The organism is Dyella sp. OK584 (genome assembly GCF_057787755.1).
Genome location: NZ_CM173542.1, coordinates 2341188 through 2366211, shown reverse-complemented (window position 1 = coordinate 2366211; position 25024 = coordinate 2341188). Strand labels below are relative to the sequence as shown.

Below are 25024 nucleotides of genomic sequence, written 5' to 3'. Positions count from 1 at the left end.
AATGCGGGGTGGCGGATGGGACCGGGGACCGGCCCACCGGGCGCTGGACGACCTGCCGCGCCTGGGAAGGCGCGTTGCATTTAGTCGAGCGTTGGCACAAAATGAGCCTGCAGGCATGTCAAATCTGCATCCCACGAAAGCCCAGAAATCTCTGCCAGGAGACTCTGGGCTTTTGTGCTTTTGCTTCCCGGATTTTGTCCTGGGGCCGAGGTGCTACGTCATGTGGTACCTCCTTGGCTCCCCTCGGCTTGCTTCTTGGCCCTCCAAAGCCACTCAGCTACATCTGCCGACAGGGCGAACTTGCCCCGCCGCCCGGGAACGTTGAAAACGCGCACGCCGATGCGCCCCAGCGTGATCGCGCGTTGGAAGGCGCTTGCCGTTCGGTAGCCCAGAACCTGTCGAAGCTGAACGTGGTCCAGCATCACGCCGTACTGACTCAAGAGATCGCCGCGAAGCCGTTCCAGGTCTGCGGAGTCCTGGTCTGGCTGTTTCTCTGTCGACATGAGGGCATGGCCGTGAGCTGAGGTATGCCGAAGTGTCGCGACGTGCGATAGTTCGCGAAAGTGGTCCATAAATAGTCAATTACGTGCCACCAATTAGCCACATCTTGCAGCTTGGACTGGGCCCGGACCGGCCCAGGCAGCCCGTTCGCCGCCGCGGTCGGCCAGCACGCGACCCGTTAGACGCACTGAGGGCGCGGATTTGGTACTGGCACGTCAAGATCGCATCCGGGTTGACCGACTATCAGCTCAACGAATGCTTTTTGGGCACCATCTCGGTGGCGAGACGAGGGAACATTCCCAACAAAGCGTTCGAGCGAATCCGTCGGGTTGGAGTCGTGCCCTGCGAAACTCGCGAGCCTAATCTGATCGACAGCGTCGACCAGCATGAGTCCGGCTATGGAAGTGCGGCCATCTTCCGATCGCGGCTCTGGGATCTCCTAAGGCACCCAGATATGGACCTGCGTTCGCTTAAGAGTTTCATATTGAAACTTTCGTTCGTTTTAGACGTGTCGCGTCCCCGTCACGATGAGGTGTGGGGACGGAAAGCGGCCAGGAGTCAGAAGATTGGCTTTAATGAGGCCTATCAGGCAGGCGTAGACCTGCTCACCAAGATCGGATCTTTGGACAGCGCTGCACTCCTAGGTGCTCTGTACAAGGAGGCCATACATTTTGGCGAGACCGAAGTGGCGACTGCGCTGAAGACGGCTTTCATCTCAACCATAGTGGCCTACACAGATAGGCTTCAGGGCTATTCCACTGCAAATCATATTGTGCGGTTCTCAGACCAGCTTTGCCGCGATGCTGCCGCCTTGTGCGAGCTCGCGATCAATCGGGTTATCTTCACAGCGAAAGAAACTGCAGCAATTGGCGATCATGCGGAAGTCATGTATGCGTTCTCCGACCGCACGAGCTGAGCTATCGGACTCTTCCGAACAAGTAGTCCGTGTGGTGCGAGTAACTCGGCCGGGCGCGAACGAAACCTCCGAGCAAGAAGCGATTCCGGAATATTGGCAATCCCTTTATTCATCGGCGAGACCTGCTTCTCTAGACCAACTAACTGATTGCCACGAGTCAGGAACCAACCGAACTTGCGAGGCATTCTTAAGGCCTTATGGCCAGGGTGCTGAACATTTCTCTCAGGCTGCTTAGCTGGAATGCAACGAACGCCAGGGGCGCTGCGGAGGCGCCGTAAGGAGATAACTTGCAAATACGACAGCTGCGAATCACCAACTTTCGGGGTGTGGCTTCACTAGATTGGAAACCAGGTCATGCCTTTTGTTGCTTGATAGGAGCGGGTGACTCAGGGAAGTCCACGGTGCTCGATGCTGTCGAGGCGGTACTTTCATCGCGCTGGTTTTCGTTCTCCGAATCCGACTTCCTCGGCGCCAACACGGCTCATGTAATTGAGATCGATGCGACTGTAGGTGAGCTTTCCCAGGCACTGAAGTCGGATGAGCGTGTTGGGCTCTACATCCGGGGATGGACGCCACAAGGAGAGTTACGCGACGAGCCGGAGAATGGTGATGAGGCGGTTTTGACGGTCCGGCTGTTAGTTGATGCCACCCTGGAACCAACGTGGGAGCTGATCTGTGATCGTATGGACGAGCCCCGCACGCTATCCAACCGTGATCGAGCATTGTTTGGCCTAGTTCGCCTTGCTGGCGAGGATGCTCGACATCTTTCATGGGGCCAAGGTTCTGTGCTATCGCGGTTAACAAGTGGCAAGGAGGAAGCTGCTGCGCGCCTAGCTGAGGCTTACAAGGCCGCGCGGGATAGCGCTGAGCTCGATAAAATTGAATCCCTTTCCAAGGTGGCGAAGGCAGCAGAGAATTTCGCTAAGGGTTTGGGTGCTTACGTCGAATACGGCTATGTGCCAGGACTCGAGTTGGGGCGATCTGGTCTTTCATCCGGCGCCATTGCACTGCATGATCAAGGAGTGCCGCTACGTTTGGCCGGACTTGGCACTCGAAGGCTAGCCACGCTGGCGATTCAGAAGTCGGCCATCTCCGAGGGCGCCATTCTTCTGATCGATGAAATCGAACACGGTCTGGAACCCCATCGGATTATAGGGGCCATCGCCCAACTGAAATCAGACCAAGCGAAAGCTACCAATGAGAGCAAGCCCGTCGGCCAAGTGTTGCTGACGACACATTCAGACATCGCGTTAGGTGAGGCAGGAGCCACAGGTCTTTATGTCGTCCAGACCGCCCGACCTGCGCGCCACACCTCGCTACATGAGCCGGGTGTTCCGGATCCGATCCGCGTGCTTATGCGGTTCACGCCGCGCGCGTTGTTCGCACGACGCATCCTTGTCTGCGAAGGGATGACTGAAGTTGGCTTATTGCTTGGTGTCCGCGAACAGTGGCCGCCTATGCATGAAGGCCGCCCCATCGAGCAGGTTGGCTCTGCAATTGCCGATGGCAATGGAGGGCAGGCGTGTTCAATGGCGCTGGAGTTGTCGAAGCTGGGTTACGTCACAGCTCTCTATCGGGACTCAGATACAGCGCTCACTCAGCCGGAACTCATTGAATTGGCGGGGCGTGGCGTCCGTGTTTTCGAGTATGGAAGCGGGCTCAATACAGAGCAGGCGATCATCGGCATCGCATCCGATGCGCACGTGCAAGAGCTCCTCGACTACGCGAGATCTGAGCGAGGAGAAGACTCGGTCAACAATTGTTTGCTGAACAAACTGTCAGATTTCGACCGTGCCAGCATTGAACTGGATTTCGCCTCATGGCCACGTGACTTGGATGGTTCGGAGCTCCGAAAAATCATCACAGAAGTCGTTGTCGCTAAAAAATGGTTTAAGGATCAGCGCATAGGGCGAGGCCTCGCTCCCATCATGTGGAAAATTTCTCAGGAACATCCGACTTCACCACTTGCACAGACGCTGGCTTCAGCTGAGGCCTGGCTCTATGGCTGAAGCTATCGAGCTCGCTGCGCTTGCCAACGGCGCGATTGTTGCTCCGGCAGGCCACGGAAAGACCGAACTCATCGCCAACGTCGCATCTATGGGACGCCGCGCGTTGATCTTGACGCATACGCACGCAGGCGTTCATGCCATCCGCGCACGGCTCAAACGGTTACGGGTGGATTACTCAGCAGTCTCCGTGGACACAATCGCTGGATGGTGTATGCGCTATGCCCACGCTTTCCCGAAAGTGTCCGTGCCGCCACCCGGCCTGCCAAGCAATGGGGGCGAGTGGGATCAACTTTATCGCGGAACGATTGATGCCCTACGCGTCAGCGCTATCCGTGAAGTCGTGGCGGCTTCTTATGACCGAATCCTCGTGGACGAATATCAAGACTGCAATGCCTTGCAGCATGCTCTAGCCACAGCGCTGTCAGAGATTGTTCCGACTCTGATCTTTGGTGATCCGATGCAAGGTATCTTCGAGTTCGCTGGAGCCACGCTTAGCTGGAACGGTGAGATTCATCCCGAATTTCCCTTTTCTGGAACGTTGGAGATACCGTACCGCTGGCGAACAACCAATCCAGAACTGGGAGCGTGGATCGCTGAAGCCCGCGAAAAACTCATACGGGGTCAGCAGATCGATTTGGCTCAGGGCCCGATCAACTATCGACATTCGCAAGATGCATTCGACATGGGTGTCTTCTTCGACCATCTGGACGGTAAGGAAGGTTCATTCGCAGCCATCCATTGCAACAAAACCCTTTGTTACCGATTGGCAAGTGCAGCGGGTGGTGGCTATCAAGCAATTGAAGAGATTGCAGCAAGCCGCCTGAGCGCCTTTGCACTGGCATGGGATCGTGCCGTCGACGCAGCTGGCAGACGAGCGGCGATCACCAGCTTGCTTACCGAGTGTTTTCAGATACGCAAATTGAAAGATGGCGAAACCGCCAGTCCAGAAGATGAGGCGCTGGGAGTGGGCATGCGTGAGGCTGCCGACGTACTCGGAATGGGGAACGGAACGAATGCTGCGGCACAACTTCTGTCCATGGCACGTAAGCATTCCCAATGGAAGCTGTTTCGAAATGAGCTATGGAGAGACGCAGAGCGCGCCGTGGCTGAAGTGAGTGCGGAGCGCGCTTTCACTATGGTGGAAGCAGCGACCCGCGTTCGACAACGAGCGAGCATCACGGGTCGACGGATGCCCAAGCGCACAATCTCGACGCCGCTGCTATTGAAAGGCCTTGAGTTCGACCATGTAGTTATCCCAGATGCCACGCATTTCTTGCGCGAACGACAGGCACAAGCCAAGTTGTTTTACGTGGCAATTTCGCGAGCGACCCAAACGCTTACGATCGCATCATCTGAGCGGTATCTACAGTTCCCGGTCCCCGCTATTTGATTCAGTCCTTTCGCATGGGGGATATCTTCCGTTATCCAATGCCGATCCGTACGAATTTCGATCTGTCTGAACATGCGGCCTGGTAAATCTTGAGCGGCGCATTGGCGTAAGCCGGGTTGATGCGGCGGATTGGTGAAGCACTACTATCGAGATTCGATCGGACAGATGAAAGGTGAGGTGGAGCTCCGGCGGTGGGTCATGATCGCTGACGATCTCAATGGATATGGCCGGAAACCTCAGCAGACGCCATGGCCGTTCGCTAGACCGATGAGTCGTCATGCATGTCCCCGATAGCCGCACGCGCCAGCGGCACCCAGGACGCGCAACAAGCTGTTGATCAGGCTGGCCACTCGTCGCACAGGGGCGGCGGGCGCCGTTGTAACCCGCCTTTCACGGATGTCTCAGCCGGTGATCCAGGGAGCCTCTAGGGTCCGCTCAATGTCATTGCCTACCACCACTTGATGTGCAAAACTCTATCAATTAGGCCACTTTAACGAAGATAAATACGATTATGAAACAATGGCTTAGAGATGCTGATGGTCAAAACGAGCGTTTTAGGTCTGAATTAGTCCAGGTTGCAAGGTTCGGCGCCAAGGGGGATGTAGAGCGGCTAAAAATCCAAGTCATGCGACTGATAAGGATGCTGCGGGCCGAGGGAGATTCGCTAGCAGACATGCTGCAGAACGCAGTTTTTGTGGAAGACAACCCGATTCAGACACACCCTATTCGGTCGGCTCGAAAGGCCGATATGTCGCTCGCCGAGCCGCTGCCAACTGATGAGGACACGCGTACTGACCTCCTTCGCGCGGAAGATCCTCCGGTCTTGAACCATCCACTCGTCCGTGACTCAGGCCTCCAGCGTCAGATTTCGCAATTGATCAGTGAGCGTCGTGCGGGAAAGAAACTTGTTGATGCCGGACTCCGGGCACCCAAGGCCGTGCTTTTCACCGGACCACCTGGTGTAGGGAAAACCGAGACCGCGCGTGAGGTCGCGATTGCTCTCAATGTACCTTTGCTCATCCTTGATCTTGCTACGGTGATCAGTTCTTTGCTGGGGAGGACGGGTAATAACATTAAGCAATCCTTCGCGTTTGCCCGGCGCCGGCCATGCGTACTATTTCTGGATGAGATAGATGCTGTGGCTAAAAAGCGCGATGACGATGGTGACATCGGGGAGCTCAAGCGCCTCGTGACCGTGTTGCTGCAGGAGATCGACCTTTGGCCGTCCACGAATCTGCTCATTGCCGCAACCAATCACGTACACCTGCTCGACAGCGCTGTAACACGGCGCTTTGACCAGACGATCAGTTTTCCCGCCCCTACCGCCGGCGAGCTGGCCGTTCTGGCGCGCCAAATCGTTGTAGGGCATAAGAATTTTCCGCGCGGGTGGTCGGACATTCTCGCTGAGCTCATGGGCGAAACGTCGCACAGCGATTTCGTTAGGGATCTAAATCGGTTGCGCCGGGCTCATGTTTTGGGAGGCAAGGCCGAAGGAGCAAAGGTGCTGAAGGAAATTGCCGGCGATCGCGCACCGACATTACAGCGCGACGCTCGCAAGAAGGTTGCTGTTGGTCTAGTGCAATCAGCGGGCGTGCCGCAGCGCGAAGCCAGTCGAATAACCAAGGTCGCACGCGAAACGTTGAAGACCGCTTTACATGGAGTGATAGGCGATGAGTGATCAACCGAAGTTTTTGCTCGGCCGTGGCGAGACGTTGACGGAGTCGAGCCGCTATCGAAGTGGCCCGCAGGATGCCGATGCTCCTTATACGTTGGAGGCGCAGCGGGCACATCTTCGGCCAATGTTGACGGCACAGCAAAAAACGTTCGACTCACTCCCGCCGGAGGCATGCCCAAGGGATGTGGTCATTTCGATGGTAACGCTTCATCCCAAGTACTACTCCCGCACTCATTTCCCAACAAATCTTTTGTCAGATGCTGGCCTCCGTCTTGTTGGTAGCCTGCCACGAAACGTGAGGCCTCGAAACGGACGAGGAAGCAAGCAGCCCGAGGGCGTCCCTTCCACTGTGCTGTTTGTCGCCGGAACGCGCGAATCGTTCAGGAGCCTCACGAACGCCATTGAAGCCCCGGACGACTTGCTCGCTAAAGATCTCATGAAGATCGAGGCGATTGGGCCACAAACGGCGGCTGAGCGTATCCAGGGGAAGATCAATTCCGCTGTCGAACCGTTGGAGCTTGTGCTGCACTTTGATAGCCAACTAGATCACGACTGGGAAGATCAATTTCTCGCCTACGCCCAACGCTGCGGAGTAAAGGTTGACCTTCATCAGAACTATCAGTCGCGCGGTTTGTGGTTTCTTCCCGCTACGGGGAACGCTGAAAGTGCGAGCAAGTTGGCGAACTTCTCCTACTTACGCGCCATTCGTCCCATGCCTGAACTTCGGCCATTGGAGAATCCCAAGATCCTGCGTGCAGCCGTTGACGATGAAGTGGTGACCCTTCCTGCAGAGGGACCCCTTGACCCGAATTGTCGGGTGGCTGTGTTTGATGGAGGGCTGCCTGACGACCACCCTTTCGGTTCCTGGGCGACTGCTATTGAGCCCCAGCCCCAAGATGCCATTGGCGATCCGGTGCCGAAGTACCAGGCCCATGGTCTTGCCGTCACATCCGCCCTTTTATTCGGCCACATGCAGAGCGGACTGCAGCCGCGGCCGTACTGCCACGTTGATCACTATCGCGCATTGGGCACAAAGACTGTAGACAAGAATTTGTACTCGGTCATGCTCTACGTTGACAAAGTACTCAACGAGTCGAACTACGAATTTGCGTCGTTCAGCATCGGCCCGGTTGAGATCATTGGCGATGACAAGGTAAGCGCTTGGACCACGATGCTGGATGATCATTTCCATCAGGCCCGAATGCTTGGCACGATTGCCGTGGGCAATGATGGCGACCTGGCCGCGCCCGGGAATCGTGTTCAGGTTCCCAGTGATTGCGTCAACGCTCTGGCGATAGGAGCCAGCGACGGCTCACACACAGGTTGGAAGCGGGCACCTTACAGTTGCATTGGTCCTGGGCGTGCACCCGGTGTTGTAAAGCCGGATGTTGTGCACTTCGGGGGCACTGAGAGCGCGAAATTCCAAGTGCTGTTTCCGGGAGGCAAGCTCGCGCAGAGCTATGGAACGAGCTTCGCAACGCCGACCGTAATGCGCTTAGCGACAGCCATCAGGGCGCATTTTGGAAACGGAATCAACCCACTCAGCATTCGTGCCTTGATAGTGCATAGTTCAGACAACGGCGGGAATGACCGAGCTGAAGTAGGCTGGGGTCTGGCTCCAGAGGATATCGCTGACGTTACAGTCTGCCCCGATGGCAGTGTGCGAGTGCTTTATCAAGGTTGGCTGGAGCCAACCAAGGTACGACGCGTTACCGTACCTATTCCTTCGTCTGGATTGAGCGGGAAAGTCAGGATTCGAGCGACATTTTGCTACTCGTGCCAGACCGACCCACATACGCCGGGCGATTACACTCGTGCCGGTCTGGGCGTCGTTTTCCGGCCGCACCAGGACAAGCTTGAGGTGCCTGAAGATCCTAAGAAGAAGCCTGATCCCGATTTTCCGAAATCGCACAAGTTTTTTGAGGGCGTCGGAAAGAAGTCGGAACAAGTGTTGCGAACTGATGCTTTCAAGTGGGACACCGTGCGCCATGCCGAAATGGGCTTCCTAGGTACATCTCTGAAACGTCCGGTCTTCGACATTCACTATCAGGCGCGCCAGCCAGGAAAGAGCGATAGCCCATCCACCGCTCCGAAACTCCAGTACGCCCTAGTCGTTACGGTATCGGCGCCGAAGCACCCGGATCTCTACGATACGGTGATCAATAGTTACCCAACGTTGGCACCCATCGTCCCAATCTCGAATCTGCCCAACAAGGTTCGCGCACAAAGGCTGTCGACCTGAAAGAGGCCTGACGGGGTCGATTATCGGATTGATCGGCACCTGAGCTCACTTCCCAACAGAGGGGGCGTCAGGCAATCTTATTGTGCGTAGAGCCTCAATCTATGCAGGCAGAGAGCGCTACCGTTGTTAGCTCATGGCGATGATCTCACCGCCATGAGCATTTTTCAGCGCGGGCTAATTGCTAGTAGAAATCGGAACGACTGCGGCCGAATCGTTCATAGGCCGCCTCTGTCTGCTCGGGCGTCGGCGCTTTGAAGCCTTTGTCGAATCCATGCCTGTTCCGGTATTCGATGTGATACCAGGCAGCGAACTCCCAGTACTCCATGTGGTAGCCGACTTTCGCCGCCTCGTATTCCGGCTCAGGGCGTCGAGAGCGTACTCCGGAGATCGAGCGCAGTTGGGTTATTGCTGAGTCCGCTGCGCCTAGCCCTCCATCAGAGTCTTGCGCATGAAGAGCTACTGTCGTTCCCCAAAGCGCGCGCTCCATCGGAGACATCAATTCCCAGGCGAGTTCTGATTCAAATAGGGTCACATCGGCCATATCAGCCTCTCTTGGCTAAGCGGGTCAGGTCGAGGCAGACAATCTGTCCTCTAATGCCCTGATCCACCTAGAAATGCTCCAAGGGGCTCGCCGATTTGTCTTGGTGCTTCTGCTACCAAATAGCGGTTTCCCGGGCGGGTATTCGCTTAGGGCGTGCCAGCGAAGGTGTTGCAGCTGGCCATCTGACCGCTGTCGAAGCCAGCACGGAACCACTTCACGCGCTGTGCCGACGTGCCGTGGGTAAACGAATCGGGCACCACGCGTCCCTGTGCCTGCTGCTGCAACGCATCGTCGCCGATCTTGCTGGCCGCATTGAGCGCGGACTCGATGTCACCAGGCTGCAGCCACTGCAATCGCTGCTGGCTGTGGTTGGCCCACACGCCAGCGAAGCAGTCCGCCTGCAATTCCTGCCGAACCGACAGGCCGTCAGCGCCTTCCATCTGCGCACCACGACGGCGCGCCTGCTCCACCTGGTCGAACACGCCGATCAGTTTCTGCACGTGATGCCCCACCTCATGCGCGATCACATAGGCTCGTGCGAAATCGCCGGATGCCTGAAAGCGGGTCTGCAATTCCTGGAAAAACGCGACATCGAGGTACACCTTCTGGTCACCCGGGCAATAGAACGGGCCCACGGCGGTCGACGCGGCGCCGCAGGCGGTGTTCACGCCACCGTTAAACAGGTCGAGCTTGGGGTCGACGTATTGCCGGCCGTGCGCCGCAAAAATGTCGCCCCAGGTCTTCTCGGTGGAACCAAGAATGGCGCTGACGAAATCCTTGGTCTGCGGATCGACCTGCGCCGGCTCGCCGGTTGGCGCCGCCACCTGGCCGCTGCTGCCGCCCTGACTCAGCAGTGCGGTGGGATCCTTGAAGAACACCAGGCCCAGGATCGCCAGGATGATGATGCCGCCTAGCCCCAGGCCACGCCCGCCACCGAAGCGTGGACCGCCGCCACCGCTGTCGACTTCGACGTTCTCACTGCGTTCGCCCTTCTGCCAATCCATGCGACAGCCCTCGCCCGCTCACCGTGTAGGTGCGTCCGGATGACGATACCCCCGCTTGCCCCCTCCCGCCACCTGCCCTGCGGTGGCTACAGTAGGCCACCTTCTTCTTGAGAACCTGCCATGACCCAGCACCTCCCCGCCATCGTCGTCCTGCTCACCATCCTGCTGCAGGTCGGCACCATGTGGGCCACGGGCCATGCGCGCGACAAGTACGGCATCAAGGCGCCAGCGATCAGCGGCCATCCGGGTTTCGAACGCGCGTGGCGCGTGCAGATGAACACGCTGGAAGCTACTGTCATGTTCCTGCCGACGCTGTGGCTGGCCGTGCAGTACGGCTTCCCGCTGTGGAGTGGCCTGGCTGGGTTGGTGTGGATAATTGGCCGGACGTGGTACGCGGTGGCTTACCTGAAGGATCCGGCCAAGCGCGGACCCGGCTACATGGTGGCCTCGGCAGGATGGGCGGTGACGCTGGTGTTGGGTTTGTTGGGTCTGGCGCGCGCGATCCTGGCGGGTTGAGGCAAGTCGGGTCGCGCATCCGGTGCAGTGCCGCTCTTCTGCAGCAGTACACCCCGTGCGCGACCCACGCCTCAGCCCACCGGATTGACCTTCAACCGCTCGATCCGCGCCCCATCCATCGCCACGACCTCGAAATGCAGGCCTTCGCTGGTGAAGCTGTCGCCCACACTGGGCAGCCGGCCCAGCTGTTGCAGCACGTAACCGGCCAACGTAGAGAAGCCATCGTCGACGCTTAGCTTGAAGCCAAGCACGTGTTCCACGCGGCGCATATCCAGGCTCGCATCCAGCATCCAGCTACCGTCGGCTTCCTGCACGGCCGCGGGGTCGCCACTGTCCTCGTCGGGAAATTCGCCAGCGATTACTTCCAGCACGTCGGTGGGTGTGACCAGACCCAGCACGCTGCCGTACTCGTCCACCACCAGCGCCACCTGCAGTGTCGAGCGGCGGAACTCTTCGATCAGGCGAAGCACGCTGAGCGATTCCAGCACGGTGAGCGGCTTGCGCACCACCTGTTCGACCTCGATGTGGCCGTGCTCCAGCAAGCTCGCCAGCAGGTCACGCGATGATGCGACGCCAACCAGTTGATCGAGATCGTCACCGGCCACCGGCAGCCATGCATGGCTGGATGCGCTTACTTCGGCGCGTAACTGCTCGGAGTTTTCGCGCGGATCGACCCAGGTGATCTCCGGGCGCGGCGTCATGATCGAGCGCACGGGACGATGCGCCAGATCCAGCACGCCCTGCACCATCGCCAGCTCGTCTTTGCCGAATACGGCGATGTTGCCGACGGTGGTGGCTGCCGCCGTCTTCGACGTGTCCGCCTCGTCCTCGCCACCGGCGCCACCCAACAGGTTGAGCACCGCCATCGCCGTGCGATCACGCAGCGTGCGGGCACTACCCAGCAAGCTGCGCTGGCGATTACGGCGCATGGTCTGGTTGAACGCCTCGATCAGTATCGAGAAACCGATGGCCGCGTACAGATAACCCTTCGGGATGTGGAACCCGAAGGCTTCGGCCACCAGGCTGAAGCCGATCATCAACAGGAACGAGAGGCACAAGATCACCACGGTCGGTCGCGCATTGACGAAGGCGGTAAGCGGCTTGCTCGCGCTGATCATCAGGATCATCGCCACCACCACCGCGATCATCATGATCGACAGGTGATCGACCATGCCTACGGCAGTAATGACCGAGTCGAGCGAGAACACGGCGTCGAGCGCGACAATCTGCGCCACCACCAGCCAGAAACGTGCAGGGACGCGCTTGGCCGCGTCGTGATCGTCACCTGCCTCCAGTCGCTCATGAAGCTCGACCGTGGCCTTGAACAACAGGAACGTGCCACCGAGCAGCAGGATAATGTCGCGCCACGAAAGGGATACCGCCCCCCACTCAAGAATGGGCGTGGTGAGCTTCACCAGCCATGACATCGCCCCCAGCAGCGCCAGGCGCATGATCAGGGCCAGCGAGAGGCCGAGCACGCGGGCCTTGTCGCGTTCTCCAGCCGACAGCTTGTCGGCGAGAATCGCGATGAACACGAGATTGTCGATGCCAAGCACGATCTCCAGCACCACGAGGGTGAGAAGACCTGCCCATGCAGTAGGGTCGGCCAGCCAGTCGAATGCGAACATGGGTTGGCACCGGAGCGCCGGTTTCCTCCTTCGAACGTCTTGCAACTATACAGGGCGTAGTTGAGAACACAGTGAAAGCCAAGGTGCCGGACCGTGCCAAAGGACAGGATTGCGCCTGCGCGCCGGCAAGGGCTAGCGTGTTCGTGTCAGGTGACGGGCGCGTTGCGTCCTGGCGAATTTCGTACGCACGCGCGTCTGCAGGACCCTTAGATGGAAGCGAACCACCAGCACGTTGTCCCTGTTTCGCTGCCATCCAAACCGCTGTCCCTGCCGGCCCCGAGCGTATGGCACGCGTTCGGTCTTATCGCGCTGTACTTTGCACTGCAGCTGGCGGTGGGCGGCCTGATCAGCTTGTCGGTCGGCCTGATAAACGTCCTTCGGCAGAACGGAAACATCACAGACGTAGTCCATCAGAGCCGCACCTGGCTGGCCCATTCCGACGCCAGTGCCATCGCCGTCATGGCCACCCTGGTGATCTCGGCATCATGGATTGTTTACCTGAGCCATCGCTGGTGGCCCTCGCAATGGGCCACGGCCAGGCCACCAGGTTTTGGCTTTACGCCACCGCAACCGCCGGGCATGTACGTGGCTGCCCTGGCATTGGGTCTGTTGATGCCATTTGTCGGCGGCATGCTGACGCAATGGTTGGCGCACGGACATGAAGTGAGTCAGGACATCAAACAGCTTGGCGCCAACATACCGCTGCTGCTGCGCCTGCCGCTGGCGCTACTGGTGGTGAGCCTGGGGCCGCTGGTGGAAGAACTGATCTTCCGCGGCGTGCTGCTCTCCGCCGTTAGTCGCCATGTCGGCAACGGCTGGGCGATCGCGTTGACGGCCGCATTGTTCGCCTGTGTCCATCTGCCAGACTTGTCTTTCCTCTGGTACGCGCTACCCAACCTCGCACTGCTCGGCCTTGTGCTGGGCTGGTTACGCGTGCAGTCCGGTTCGATCTGGCCGGCGGTGCTGGCACATGGCGTGAACAACTTGCTTGCTGTGGTGTCCTGGTTCGTGATGACACCGGGCAACTGAACAGGGCTTTTTTTTAGAAGCGCCTCCGGTGCGCGATGCAAGCTTGCATCGTTGCGCGCCATGAAGCTCCGCTAGCGAGTCGTCTTGTTCGCGCACTGGGTGCGCTTCACTAAGTACGCGGAGGATCAGGCGACGATCAGCGAGTGCGCACGCAAGAGCCTGGCCGTCTCGAACACTGGCAAACCCATCACGCCGGAATGGCTGCCATCAAGGTGTTCGATCAACTTGGCGCCATGGCCCTGGATGGCATAGGCGCCCGCCTTGCCAAAAGGTTCGCCGGTGGCGATATAAGCTGCGATGGCAGCGTCGTCCAGCTCGGGCATGCGCACGCGCGACAAACTGGTATCGCTCCATTCGCCCTTGTGGCTCACCAGCCATACGGTGGAAATCACCTCATGCACCCGTCCTGACAACCGGCGCAGCATGGCTGCCGCGTCCGCCGCGTCCGCGGGCTTGCCGAACACTTCATCGTCCAGCACCACCTCGGTGTCCGCCCCCAGCACCACCGCCTGCGGATCGTTCAGTGCAGCCAGCCCGGCAAGTGCTTTCTCGCGCGCCACGCGGCTGACGTACTCACGCGGCGATTCGGCGATGGCGCGTTGCTCGGGCACGTTCACATCGACGATGCGGAACTCCACCCCGATCTGCTCAAGCAACTGGCGACGACGCGGCGACTGGGAAGCGAGATAAAGCATGACAAGACATACCCGATAGCGACAGGGACGCCTACGGTCGCATATCGCCGGTGTCAAGGAAACGCTGATGCCAGGACAAGGCTTCGTTCAACAGATGGGGCGTGTGTTTGCCACGGCTGTCGTGCAGCGCGCGATCGACATAGTCCTGCAGCATCGGACGGTAGCTTGGGTGCGCGCAACGCTCGACGATGACCTTCGCGCGCTGGCGCGGCGACAGCCCACGCAGGTCGGCCAGGCCCTGCTCGGTGACCACTACGGCCACATCGTGCTCTGTGTGGTCAACATGACTCACCATCGGCACGATGCACGACACGGCGCCATTCTTTGCCGTGCTGGGCGTGAGGAAACACGACAGGAACCCATTGCGCGCGAAATCGCCGGAGCCACCGATGCCGTTGATGATGCTGGTGCCAGCGACGTGGGTGGAATTGATGTTGCCGTAAATATCCGCCTCGACCATGCCGTTCATGGCAATGCAGCCGAGGCGACGCACCAGTTCGGGGTGGTTGGAGATCTCCTGCGTGCGCAGGATGATTCGCTCGCGAAAGAAGTCGATGTTGTCGAGGAATCGTTCGATGCCAGCCGGGCTCAGCGAGAACGACGTGGCCGACGCCACCGTCACCACATCGTTGGCGAGCAGGTCGAGCATGCCGTCCTGGATCACCTCGGTGAAGGCGGTCAGTCCGCTGAAACCACCTTCACGCAGGCCAGCGAGCACTGCGTTGGCAATGTTGCCAACGCCGGACTGCAACGGCAGCAGCTGCGGCCCAAAGCGACCCTTGGCGATCTCATGCCGGAAGAAGTCGATGAGATGGCCGGCAATTTGGCGCGAGCAGTCGTCAACCGGCGCAAATGCACTGTTGCGGTCGGGTGCGTTCGTCTCCACTACGGCGATGACTTTGTTCGGATCCAGCCGCAGATACGGCTCACCGATGCGATCGTCTGGCTTCAGCAATGGAATCGGCTTGCGATGTGGCGGCAAAGCCGTGCCGTAGTAGATGTCGTGCATGCCGTCCATCTCGAGCGGCTGCCAGTGATTGACCTCGACGATCACCTTGTCGGCGAGATCGAGCCAGGTCTTGTTGTTGCCCACCGACGACGACGGCAACAGGCTGCCGTCGGGCATGATCGCGGCCGCCTCGATAATGGCCAGGTCGATCTTCCCGAAAAAGCCGAACCAGGCGTACTGCGCCACGTGACTGAGATGGATGTCCAAATAGTCCATCTCGCCGCGATTGATGCGCGCTCGCAGTTCGGGATCCGACTGGTACGGCAGGCGCAGGTCGATGCCGTCGGCGCGAGCCAGTGCGCCATCCAGTTCCGGCGCAGTGGACGCGCCAGTGAGCACACGTACGCGGAACGGGTCGCCGCGCTCGTGGGTCGCCACCATCCTGGTGGCCAGCGCTTGCGGCACCGCCTTGGGATAACCGGCACCGGTGAAGCCACTCATGCCGATCGTCATGCCGTGGTCAACCCGTTCCGCGGCCTCAGCCGCTGTCATGACCTTGCTGGCGAGCCCTGCATGACGGATGCGTTGGTCCATGGTGCTTTCTCCTGCACTGCGATCCATCCATGGTAGCGCCCGGCCACGTCAGACTCTTGGCAATCTAGACGATGGTCTGATGTAGGAATCGTCTTAAAAAGCCACGCTGTATTCGCGAAAATCCATGTCGCGCTTCCACCCCAACGACTCGTACAACCGTTGCGCGGCCTCATTGGAATGGGCCGTGGAAAGCGACAAGCCCACGGCTCCGATCTCTCGAGCGAAATCAGTCGCTTCGTGAATCAGCGCCGCAGCCACACCGTGCCGACGCGCGAAGGGTGCGACAAAGAGATCGTTGAGCAGATAGGTACGCGCAGCGCGAACCGAGGAAAAGAGTGGATACAACTGGGTGAAGCCAGCGCCGTTGCCCTCGTCATCCACGGCCAGCAGGATCACCGACTCGTGGTGCTGGAAACGTTCTCGCAGAAAGTGCCGCGCGAGTTCGATGTCGGTGGTCTTACCGTAGAACTGCCGATACGCATCGAACAACGGCACCAGCAGTTCGAGATCGTGGATGCTGGCCTGACGCACGGAGAAGGACATGCTCAACCCCAGGAGAGTGGCGAACGAGCACCGAGTATGCGACAGCGCGAGCTCTGAGCGCAGATAGAAAGTGCCGCTGCATGGCAGCACACCACTCAGGCGCGGTGATAGGGATGGCCGGACAACAGCGTGGTAGCGCGATACAGCTGCTCGGCAAGCACCAGGCGCACGAGCATGTGCGGCAGCGTCAGCGATCCCAGCGACCAGGTCTGATCGGCACGAGCCAACACTTCCGGCGCGTGTCCGTCAGGGCCACCGATAAGGAAGGCCAGGTCACGACCTGACATGCGCCATTTCGCCAGTTGTGCCGCCAGCTCCTCGCTGGACCAGGTCTTGCCATGTCCGTCCAGGGCCACCACATGGATATCGCGCGGCAGCGCAGCGAGTATCGCGGCACCTTCATCCTGTATGGCGCGCGCGTCGTCGCGCCCTTTGCCACGCGCACCGGGCTTGAGCTCGATCAGCTCCAGCGGCAACTCGTGTGAGAGCCGCTTGCGGTATTCGGCGAAGCCCTCCGCCACCCAGGCGGGCATGCGTTCACCGACGGCAATCAGGCGGGCACGCAAGCGTCACCACTGGAAAACAGAAAAATAAAGCACAACACCACGCGCATCAAAGAGCGCGCGGCAGGTGCCGCCGGAACGCGGGCCATTAGCCCGCGTTGGCGATTTCGGCGTCGACTTCGCGGTCGCCTACGGTCCACAGCCTCTCCAGGCCGTAGAACTCCCGTATGCGCGGCAGCATGACGTGGACGATCACGTCACCCAGATCCACGAGCACCCATTCGGCTTCCTGCTCGCCTTCCACGCCAAGCGGCATCACGCCCGCCTTCTTGGCGAACTTGACGACTTCGTCGGCGATGGATTTCACGTGGCGCGCGGAGGTGCCGGAGGCGATGACCAGCAGATCGGCGATGGAGGTTTTGCCGCGGACGTCAATTTCACGAATGTCCTTGGCTTTCAGTTCGTCCAGCGCGTCGATGACATGCTGGCGAACGACCGCCGTGGTGGCGGATTTGTTGCTGCGTTTGGAGGTCGGACTCAAGTGCGGTTGCCTCGATGCGGGTCGACGCGCGGGATGGCGCAGGGCCAGTATACCGCCCCCTTCTGAAGCCCACGTCAAGTGAGGCTGTCGCGGGCCTGGGCATATTCCCCGAGCAGGGTCGCCACCAGCTCTGCCGCGGGCATGGAACGGGTCATGCTCGCGGCCTGCCCGCACCATTCGGACAGCAGGTCGCCCCGCCCCGAGGCGGCAGCCGCTTTGCGCAAAGGGGCAGTCAGTGCGTTCATGACCGGATAGGCCGGCAGACGAGCCGCATGCGGCTCCATCGCGTCCACATAGGTATTGCGCAGGCCGCGGGCGGCGCGCCCCGAGAAGCTGCGGATGGTGGTGACGTGCACGTCGTCCGCCTGCAGCAGATCCTGCTTCCAGGCTGGCGCAGCGGCCGACTCCGGGCAGGCCAGGAACGCCGTGCCAAGCTGGCTGACGCTGGCACCCAACAGCTCTGCGGCCAGCATGCCCCGGCCATCCATGATGCCGCCGCCGGCGATCAATGGAACATCCACCGCCCGTGCGGCCAGCCGCAGCAGCGCAAACAGGCCGATCATGGCTTCCTCGGGCTCGTGCAGGAAGCTGCCGCGATGACCGCCGGCTTCCGCCCCCTGCAGACTCACCGCATCCGCACCCAGCGCCGCCCAAGCCCTTGCCTCGGCCACCGACGTGGCGTTGCCGACCACGGTGATGTCCCGCCGTTTCAGCTCGCGCAACTGGGCCGGCGTCAGCAAGTTGAAAGTGAAGCTGGCCACGGCGGGGCGCGCTTCGCACAGCGCTGCAAACTGATCGGAGAATCGCGGTGCCCAGCGCTCGGGCAGGCTCGTGCGCACGGCCAGCCCTTCGTGCTCCATCAGTGAGTCAAGCGTGGCGCGGGCAAAATCGATCGCCGGCTCGTCCTCGAGAAAATCGTCGGGCAATACGAACAGGTTGAGTGCGAATGGGCGATCGGTGAGCGCGCGTATCTCTGCGGCTTCATCGAGAATGGCCTGCGGCAACAGATAGCCCACGCCATGCGAGCCGAGCCCACCTGCCTGCGATACCGCAGCCACGAGCGCAGGTGTGGATGCCCCTGACATCGCGGCGAGAACCAGCGGCCGGGTAATGCCCAGACGCTCCAGAAACAAGGAAGGCATGGTGTGTACTCCGCAGCGTGCTGCTTCGCATTACACCATGCCCTCCGCGAAGCTCCTTTTCACACAGAAGGAGCTTCATCCATCACAAACGACCTCAGTGGCCGCTTGTGCTGGCGCTGGCCGGCGGCATGGCGCTATCGGAGGCCTTCTTCGTGTGCTGCTTCTTGTGGTGCGTGCCCTCCTTGGTGGCATCGCTCTTCATCGAGTCTTCGCTGGATTTCATCGCATCGGAGCTCGACTTCATCGCATCTGAATTTGACTTCATGGCATCCGAGCTGGATTTCATCGCGTCCTTGCTGGCATCTTGCGCCGATTGCGTCGGCGTCGTGCTCTGCGCCATGACCGGTGTCATGGCCACGCCAAAGACGACGGCGGTTGCAAGGGCGAGTACGGCGTAACGGGAAACTTTCATGGGTACATATCTCCTGAGGCGGTGAAGTAACCGTGCGGTCATGCCGCACTTCCATGGAACGGCCGTTGTCATCCGTCCCGGACGACCCCGGTGATCCGGCACCCGGCTTGCGTCGGTTCCGGCCACGCCACATCAGCATTCCTGCCCGATGCGAACGGCCCTTCCCTGGTCCGTGAAACACTTTTTGCCGGGCGCATCCTCATCGGTCGTCACCCGGAGCAGAGCAAGCGTATACCCGCGCATGACCATGGAATGCTGAACTCCGTCACCCTCGTTCAGCATCAATATCGACAGGCCGTGATCGCTTCAGAGGGATTGCTGCAGTGCCCACAGGAATCGCCAGCGCAAGCTATTTCGGGGGCGCGGGTCAATCTCATTGCCCAACAGCCATGTCATCACTGGCGAAGTTTCCGCCATCCTTCCCCATCGGGTTGCCATGCTGCGTCGCACTAACCGCTGCCGCCAACTTCAAGAAGTTCCGACCGAAAGCCACAAGCGCGCGCATAGGCGAACCGGCCATGCCGGCGAAGTGCCCATGCTCACGGGGATAGCTGCTGAAGGAATGAGAATGCGGCGAAGGCCGCAAGCCTTGCTCAAGGGGCAACCGGATGCCGGTTACTTCAGTCCGGGCTGCAGCAGGCGACCACCCATCGCGACGTTGGCCGACACCACGATGCCGACGGCAACCGCATGCGTGAGCAGGTCAGTGGCGGCTACGGCGAAGCCATGACAGATCTCCAGCAAGGCCGCCGACGCTGCCGCACTGGCAAGCCCGATCATCACGGCGGTCAGCACAGGCCGTAGCGGACAGGCTCGGCGCAGCAGCCATACCAACAGCGCCGACAGCGGAATTGAGAAGCTGACGATGAACATCAGGCAGTCACCGGACTGGTGCACGCTAGCCACCTGCGATCCCGGTACGACCCAGCCGCGCAGACAACCGAGTCCACTCGCGCCCACCCACAGCAGCAGCCCTGGCAACGGCAGCCACGCCCAGCGCGACGAGCCGCCCGGCACGCCAAGCGAGAAGGCAACCCAGGCAGCCGATACAGCCGTCATCACGGCACCGATGCCGGCGACGGCAATATCCGGTTCGGCGATCCAGCGGCGAATCATGTGGTCGGCGCCGTAGTGGCCCAACAAGCCAGCCGCGATCACCGCCACCGCCAGCAGCCACCCAGCCGTGCGCAACCAGGGAGGCAGCAGGCGCCGCACCGGCGTCAATTGCCCGCCTAGTGACTGGATGAGTGACTCAGTGAGTCGCGGCTCGGACATGATGCTCAGGAATCTCCATGGAAACGGGTGCGCAACGCCTTCATGGCGCGGTGCAGGTTTACTTTCAGTGCGCCGGACTGGCGGCCGGTAAGCGCAGAGGCTTCCGCCAGCGAGCGCTCCTTCAGACCTAACTGCTCGATGGCTTCGCGCTGGCCTGGTGGCAGGGTCGCGATGGCTTCACGCAGCCGACGTGCCTCCTGCTCGCGCTCGGTGGCAGCGGTGGCGTCATCCACGTCCGCATGCGTGTCGTAGGCATGCTCGTCATGCAACTCGCGGTGCCCACGGCGCCCGTGGCTACGCAGCGCGTCAATGGCACGCCGGCCGGCGATGGCGGACAGCCAGGCGTCATACGAACGGGTCGGGTCGTAGGTGTGTCGCACGCGGTGCACGGTAAGCAGGGTCTCCTGCACCACGTCGTCGAGCAAGTCATGCGCCACGCCCTGCCGCCGCGCCGCGCTGCGAATCAACGGCACCGAGGCGGCCAGCACACGCTCGTAAGCGCGCCGATCGCCGTCCTGGGCCGCCGCCATCCAGGCCGCACGCTGCCGCTCAGGCGTATCGCTGGCGCTTGTAGCGGCATCACTCACAGCAGAGTCGGTCCTTGCCCAGACGGGAAAGACGCTATCTAGAACCATTGTGCGGGTGGCGGTCAAGGCGGCGGGCATGGAATGACATCACAGGGGCCTCCTTGCTATTCGACGAACCTGGCTTCCGTGTTACCTCGTAAGTTCCGTAGGACTTCTCGGATTTCGCGGAGGGTGGGTTCCTTTTGAGAAACTTCTCATGGGTGACAAGGGGCGCGATTGGCCTAATGCGGCGCCCGCCACCGGCGGGTTTCTGTTTTTCCATCCCGCAAGGAACGCCCCATGAAGAAGACCCTGATTGCCTTGGTGCTTGCTGCCATCGTTGCCCCCATTGGCGCCCAGGCAAGCCAGAGCAACGGCATCAACTACACCTATGTCCAGCTCGATTACGTCAACCTGAACCAGTCGGGCCATGGCTTCGTCGCCGACGGCGCCTCGCTCTCGGGTTCCTATGGTTTCGCCGACCACTTCCAGGTGTTTGGCAGCTACAGCGATCTGAGCACTGACAAGAACCGCTTCGGCATCGAGGGGTGGGATAACTACACGTTCACCCGACAGACCAAGTCCAGGCCCTGGACGCTGGGTTTCGGCTTCATCAATGCCATCGGCGACCGTGCCGACTGGGTTACCCAGCTGTCCTACACGCGCGAGCACTACACCGAACGTTTCTGCATCGAAGGTTATGACTGCGGCAAGTTCAGCGATCACTTCAATGTCTGGACGGTCAATACCGGTGTCATGGGCCGTGTCACCGACAAGCTGACCGCCAACGCCTATCTGGGCTATAGCAACGGTGGCAATGGAGTCACCGGCAATATGTTCGGCGACTTCGGCCTGGTCTATGCCTTCAACAAGACCTGGGCATTGCACGGTGGCGTACGCGTGAACAACGACAGCACCGAAGAATTCAGCCTCGGTGTCCGGGCCAACTTCTGACGACCCAACGCAGGCAGTATCGAAAAGCCCGGCTCACGCCGGGCTTTTTTGTTTCTCCGTGGGATAAGCCCCGCATGACACAGCGACCTGACGCAGAATGCTCCGACCACGCAAGCTGCCGCCCTGTGCCTCACGGAATGACCTTCTCCCAGACAGGTAACCGAGGCGCAGACACCAGCGAATAGCCACATGAACCCCCACGGACACTGACCGCAATGCTTGTGCTGATCCTCGCTTATCTCGGCGGTGTGCTGACCATCCTGAGCCCGTGCATCCTGCCGGTGCTGCCGTTCGTGTTCGCCCGTGCCGACAGGCCCTTCGTGCGAAATGGCTTGCCCATGCTGCTGGGCATGGCACTCACCTTTGCATTGGTCGCAACACTGGCAGCGGTGGGCGGCGGCTGGGCCATCCGTGCCAACCAATATGGCCGCATCGTAGCCATGGTCGTGCTGGCTGTGCTGGGCCTCACCCTGCTTTCCAGCCATCTGGCCGAATGGATCAGTCGCCCGTTCGTTGCGCTGGGCAACAAGCTGTCGCAGCGATCGGACGCCGATGGTGATTCCGCGCTTTCGGCTGCAGGACTCGGTGTGGCGACCGGTTTGCTATGGGCGCCGTGTGCCGGCCCCATCCTCGGCCTGCTGCTGACCGGCGCGGCGCTTAACGGCGCCAGTGTGCAAACCACATTGCTGTTGCTTACCTATGCCGCCGGCGCCGCCACCTCGCTTGCGCTGGCGCTAGCCATCGGCGGGCGCCTATTCGCACTGATGAAGCGCTCGCTTGGCGCGGGTGAATGGGTGCGACGCACGCTGGGCGCACTGGTACTCGTAGGTGTCGCGATGATTGCACTCGGCATGGATACCGGTCTGCTCACGCGTGTATCACTGGCGAGTACGGGTGGTATCGAACAAAAGCTGGTCGATGCCGTGCGTCCTGCCCCGGCTCCACAGCCAGCCGTGAAGGCAGGCGAGCCGCTGCCGGTCGAAGGTGAGTTGCCGTCGTTAGCCGGCGCCACGCAATGGCTCAATAGCCCGCCCCTATCCGCGCCGTCATTGCGCGGCAAGGTGGTGTTGGTGGACTTCTGGACCTACTCCTGCATCAACTGCATCCGCTCGCTGCCCTATGTGCGCGGATGGGCCGACAAGTACAAGGATCACGGCCTGGTCGTGATCGGCGTGCACGCACCGGAGTTCGCGTTCGAAAAGGAACCGCAGAACGTCATCAAGGCCGTGAAGGATCTTGGCGTTGACTATCCCGTCGCCCTCGACAACGACTACGCGATCTGGAAAGGCTTCAACAACGAATACTGGCCTGCCCACTACTTCGTCGACACGCAAGGCCACATTCGCCATCACCACTTCGGCGAAGGCGAATACGAGCAGAGCGAGGACGTAATCCGCCAGCTGCTCACCGAGGCAGGTCAAAAGAACCTGCCGGGCGGTTACGTACAACCGGGTGCGCAGGGTGCGGAAGCTGCAGGTTCGGGCGACGCGCAGCGCTCCCCGGAAACCTATGTCGGCTATGCGCGCGCCGAGAATTTTGCGGGCGGCCAGGTAGCACATGACGATGCATGGACCTATCACGCTCCCGGCACGCTGATGACCAACCAATGGGCGTTCGACGGCCGCTGGACCGTTCGCGATGAAAACGCGAGGCTGGACGGCGCCAATGGCCGCATCGTCTACCGTTTCCGCGGGCGCGACCTGCATCTCGTGCTTGGCCCCACCAACGATGGCAAGCCGGTGCGCTTTCGCGTGCTGATCGATGGCAAGGCACCGGGTGCCGACCACGGCATGGATACCGACACCGAGGGCAACGGAACCGTTACCTCGCAACGCCTGTACCAACTGGTTCGCCAAGCTAGCGGCACCAGCGAGCGTACTTTTGAGATCACCTTCCTCGATCCGGGTGTGTTGGCTTACGCCTTCACCTTCGGCTGATTCACACGACTCACCCGACGGAGGCAGTCATGTCTCGCACCCAGGACATTGTCACGCTGGAACGCCGCCGTTTTTTGCGTGCGGCGCTTACCGGCGGAGCTATCGTTGCGATCGGCGGCCTGGCACTGCCAAGCCTGTTCGGACGCGGTTCGGCGGCAAGCGACGCCATGGCAGCAACACCCGCTGCACAAGGCGCGGACGTCTTGCTCGAATGCTTTGCCGACGATGGCCATCACCTTGGTTCGTGCCACGTGCGCAAGCTCGTCCTCAATGATGCGCAATGGCACCAGCGTCTTTCCGACGATGCGTACTATGTGATGCGCCGCGACGGCACCGAACGCGCATTCAGTGGAGCGCACGAAAAGCCGCCGACACCGGGCCTGTATCGTTGCCCCGCTTGTGACACCGCATTGTTCGACGCCGCCACGCAGTTCGATTCGGGCACCGGCTGGCCCAGCTTCTGGAAGCCCATCGCAAAGCCTAACGTCATCGAGAAACGCGACAGCAGCTTCGGCTGGGAACGCACTGCGGTCAGCTGTGCGGGTTGCGACAGCCATCTCGGTCATGTGTTCGATGATGGCCCGCCGCCGACGGGCCTGCGCTATTGCATGAACTCGGTAGCGCTACGCTTTGTGCCACACACTTCTTGAAAAGCTGGCACCAGTAGGAGCGCGCCCAGTGCGCGACAAGCCTGCGGAGAAATAACGACGAGACGCTGCGGGTCGCGCACAGGGTGCGCTCCTACAAGAGAGCTTCAGGCATTACGGTAAGGCGCGAGTACTGACGGGTCATCGAACAACCCGCACGGCAGCAGGTAGCGCGGATCGCGTCCCTCAGCCAACAATTCGCGAATGCGCGTGGCCGAAATTTCCAACGGTGTCACTGGCAGTTCGATCACCTTACCGGCCGGTAATGCCTGCAACACCGAAGCGTCATTGACGCGGCGCGGCGCTATTTCGCTAAGCAGCTCTTCGGGTAAAACGGCATCGACGCCGGGCCGACTGAGCACGCCCATGTGCGCCACATCGAACAGCTCGCGCCAGCGATGCCAGTTTGGGAGCCCCGCAAACGCATCAGCACCGATCAGTAGCACCAACGGGCGATCGCCCTGCTCCGCACGCAATTCAACCAACGTATCGATGGTGTAGGACGGGCCGCCTCGTTCAAGTTCGCGCGTGTCGAGTGTCAGGCGCGATTGATTTTGCAGCGCTGCTCGCAAGATCGCCACGCGTTGTGTCGCGTTGGCGATGGGCGCGGGGCGGTGAGGCGGCACGCTGGCCGGCATCAAGCGCACTTCGGCGTCGAGCAGCTCGGACGCTTCCCAAGCCACACTGAGGTGACCCAGGTGCACTGGGTCGAACGTGCCGCCGAAGAGAGCGAGGGGGCGCACGCTCACCGCCCTCTCTCTTCCGTGGCTAGGGCAAGGAACGGGTGCTCGCCAAAGCCTTGCAACGCCATCATT

Annotated in this window: 24 protein-coding genes; 10 read left to right on the top strand and 14 right to left on the bottom strand. The window is 60.6% G+C overall.

Going from position 1 to position 25024, the window contains the following annotated elements; all coding sequences use genetic code 11:
- Positions 1-218: 218 nt before the first annotated feature.
- Positions 219-503 carry a hypothetical protein gene (locus AC3CBN_RS10470; protein ID WP_488632969.1) on the bottom strand — a complete coding sequence of 95 codons (285 nt, stop codon included), beginning with the start codon at positions 501-503 and terminating at the stop codon, positions 219-221.
- Between the two features lie 230 nt (positions 504-733).
- Here AC3CBN_RS10470 and AC3CBN_RS10465 point away from each other — a divergent pair, with 230 nt between their 5' ends.
- The 5 genes from AC3CBN_RS10465 to AC3CBN_RS10445 all read left to right on the top strand — a co-directional run bounded on the left by AC3CBN_RS10465 (position 734) and on the right by AC3CBN_RS10445 (position 8733).
- A complete protein-coding gene (locus AC3CBN_RS10465) occupies positions 734-1417 on the top strand; it encodes a hypothetical protein (protein ID WP_488632968.1) in 684 nt (227 codons plus the stop codon).
- A 401-nt stretch (positions 1418-1818) separates the two neighbouring features.
- The gene (locus tag AC3CBN_RS10460) at positions 1819-3426 is read left to right on the top strand and encodes an ATP-dependent nuclease (RefSeq protein ID WP_488632967.1); all 1608 of its coding nucleotides are present in this window, start codon (positions 1819-1821) and stop codon (positions 3424-3426) included.
- Positions 3419-4816, top strand: a complete 1398-nt coding sequence (locus tag AC3CBN_RS10455; protein ID WP_488632966.1) for a UvrD-helicase domain-containing protein — start codon at positions 3419-3421, stop codon at positions 4814-4816. Before AC3CBN_RS10460 ends, AC3CBN_RS10455 begins: the two co-directional genes overlap by 8 nt.
- 511 nt (positions 4817-5327) lie before the next feature.
- On the top strand, positions 5328-6494 hold the full coding sequence (locus AC3CBN_RS10450) for an AAA family ATPase (protein WP_488632965.1): 1167 nt from the start codon (positions 5328-5330) through the stop codon (positions 6492-6494).
- Positions 6487-8733 carry a S8 family peptidase gene (locus AC3CBN_RS10445; protein WP_488632964.1) on the top strand — a complete coding sequence of 749 codons (2247 nt, stop codon included), beginning with the start codon at positions 6487-6489 and terminating at the stop codon, positions 8731-8733. Before AC3CBN_RS10450 ends, AC3CBN_RS10445 begins: the two co-directional genes overlap by 8 nt.
- Before the next feature lie 181 nt (positions 8734-8914).
- Here AC3CBN_RS10445 and AC3CBN_RS10440 read toward each other — a convergent pair whose 3' ends face one another.
- Positions 8915-9274, bottom strand: a complete 360-nt coding sequence (locus AC3CBN_RS10440) for a hypothetical protein (RefSeq protein ID WP_488632963.1) — start codon at positions 9272-9274, stop codon at positions 8915-8917.
- Between the two features lie 146 nt (positions 9275-9420).
- Positions 9421-10278, bottom strand: a complete 858-nt coding sequence (gene ypfJ, locus AC3CBN_RS10435) for a KPN_02809 family neutral zinc metallopeptidase (protein WP_488632962.1) — start codon at positions 10276-10278, stop codon at positions 9421-9423.
- Between the two features lie 120 nt (positions 10279-10398).
- Here ypfJ and AC3CBN_RS10430 point away from each other — a divergent pair, with 120 nt between their 5' ends.
- On the top strand, positions 10399-10794 hold the full coding sequence (locus tag AC3CBN_RS10430; protein ID WP_488632961.1) for an MAPEG family protein: 396 nt from the start codon (positions 10399-10401) through the stop codon (positions 10792-10794).
- 71 nt (positions 10795-10865) lie between these two features.
- Here the strand turns inward: AC3CBN_RS10430 and AC3CBN_RS10425 are convergent, their stop codons facing one another.
- Positions 10866-12422, bottom strand: a complete 1557-nt coding sequence (locus AC3CBN_RS10425; protein ID WP_488632960.1) for a TerC family protein — start codon at positions 12420-12422, stop codon at positions 10866-10868.
- Between the two features lie 210 nt (positions 12423-12632).
- On the opposite strand from AC3CBN_RS10425, the gene AC3CBN_RS10420 reads away from it, so the two are divergent.
- Positions 12633-13451 (top strand): CPBP family intramembrane glutamic endopeptidase, encoded by an 819-nt coding sequence (locus tag AC3CBN_RS10420; RefSeq protein WP_488632959.1) that lies wholly within the window; start codon positions 12633-12635, stop codon positions 13449-13451.
- A 125-nt stretch (positions 13452-13576) separates the two neighbouring features.
- Here AC3CBN_RS10420 and AC3CBN_RS10415 read toward each other — a convergent pair whose 3' ends face one another.
- From AC3CBN_RS10415 to AC3CBN_RS10375, 9 genes are all read right to left on the bottom strand, one after another.
- Entirely contained in the window at positions 13577-14146 is a 570-nt protein-coding gene (locus AC3CBN_RS10415; protein ID WP_488632958.1) for a Maf family protein, read from the bottom strand.
- A 31-nt stretch (positions 14147-14177) separates the two neighbouring features.
- Positions 14178-15689, bottom strand: coding sequence for a succinyl-CoA:acetate CoA-transferase ScpC (gene scpC / locus AC3CBN_RS10410; protein ID WP_488632957.1), 1512 nt, complete (start codon positions 15687-15689; stop codon positions 14178-14180).
- Positions 15690-15782: 93 nt separating this feature from the next.
- Positions 15783-16232: a GNAT family N-acetyltransferase gene (locus AC3CBN_RS10405; RefSeq protein ID WP_488632956.1), complete on the bottom strand. Its 450-nt coding sequence runs from the start codon at positions 16230-16232 to the stop codon at positions 15783-15785.
- Positions 16233-16327: 95 nt separating this feature from the next.
- Positions 16328-16798 carry a 23S rRNA (pseudouridine(1915)-N(3))-methyltransferase RlmH gene (gene rlmH / locus AC3CBN_RS10400; RefSeq protein WP_488632955.1) on the bottom strand — a complete coding sequence of 157 codons (471 nt, stop codon included), beginning with the start codon at positions 16796-16798 and terminating at the stop codon, positions 16328-16330.
- A gap of 85 nt (positions 16799-16883) precedes the next feature.
- Positions 16884-17276, bottom strand: a complete 393-nt coding sequence (rsfS, locus tag AC3CBN_RS10395) for a ribosome silencing factor (protein WP_488632954.1) — start codon at positions 17274-17276, stop codon at positions 16884-16886.
- A 74-nt stretch (positions 17277-17350) separates the two neighbouring features.
- Positions 17351-18418: an NAD(P)H-dependent flavin oxidoreductase gene (locus tag AC3CBN_RS10390; RefSeq protein WP_488632953.1), complete on the bottom strand. Its 1068-nt coding sequence runs from the start codon at positions 18416-18418 to the stop codon at positions 17351-17353.
- A 94-nt stretch (positions 18419-18512) separates the two neighbouring features.
- Positions 18513-18830 (bottom strand): hypothetical protein, encoded by a 318-nt coding sequence (locus AC3CBN_RS10385; protein WP_488632952.1) that lies wholly within the window; start codon positions 18828-18830, stop codon positions 18513-18515.
- 615 nt (positions 18831-19445) lie between these two features.
- Positions 19446-20105 carry an NrsF family protein gene (locus tag AC3CBN_RS10380; protein ID WP_488632951.1) on the bottom strand — a complete coding sequence of 220 codons (660 nt, stop codon included), beginning with the start codon at positions 20103-20105 and terminating at the stop codon, positions 19446-19448.
- A 5-nt stretch (positions 20106-20110) separates the two neighbouring features.
- Positions 20111-20635 (bottom strand): RNA polymerase sigma factor, encoded by a 525-nt coding sequence (locus AC3CBN_RS10375; RefSeq protein ID WP_488636712.1) that lies wholly within the window; start codon positions 20633-20635, stop codon positions 20111-20113.
- Positions 20636-20971: 336 nt separating this feature from the next.
- Between AC3CBN_RS10375 and AC3CBN_RS10370 the strand changes: the two genes are divergently transcribed.
- The 3 genes from AC3CBN_RS10370 (at position 20972) to msrB (ending at position 24212) form a co-directional block, all read left to right on the top strand.
- Positions 20972-21625 (top strand): hypothetical protein, encoded by a 654-nt coding sequence (locus tag AC3CBN_RS10370; protein WP_488632950.1) that lies wholly within the window; start codon positions 20972-20974, stop codon positions 21623-21625.
- A gap of 215 nt (positions 21626-21840) precedes the next feature.
- Positions 21841-23562, top strand: coding sequence for a cytochrome c biogenesis protein DipZ (locus tag AC3CBN_RS10365; RefSeq protein WP_488632949.1), 1722 nt, complete (start codon positions 21841-21843; stop codon positions 23560-23562).
- 29 nt (positions 23563-23591) lie between these two features.
- Complete coding sequence (msrB, locus tag AC3CBN_RS10360; RefSeq protein ID WP_488632948.1) at positions 23592-24212, top strand: peptide-methionine (R)-S-oxide reductase MsrB; 621 nt, start codon at positions 23592-23594, stop codon at positions 24210-24212.
- 104 nt (positions 24213-24316) lie between these two features.
- Here msrB and nadD read toward each other — a convergent pair whose 3' ends face one another.
- Positions 24317-24952, bottom strand: a complete 636-nt coding sequence (nadD, locus tag AC3CBN_RS10355) for a nicotinate-nucleotide adenylyltransferase (protein ID WP_488636711.1) — start codon at positions 24950-24952, stop codon at positions 24317-24319.
- Positions 24953-25024: the final 72 nt, after the last annotated feature.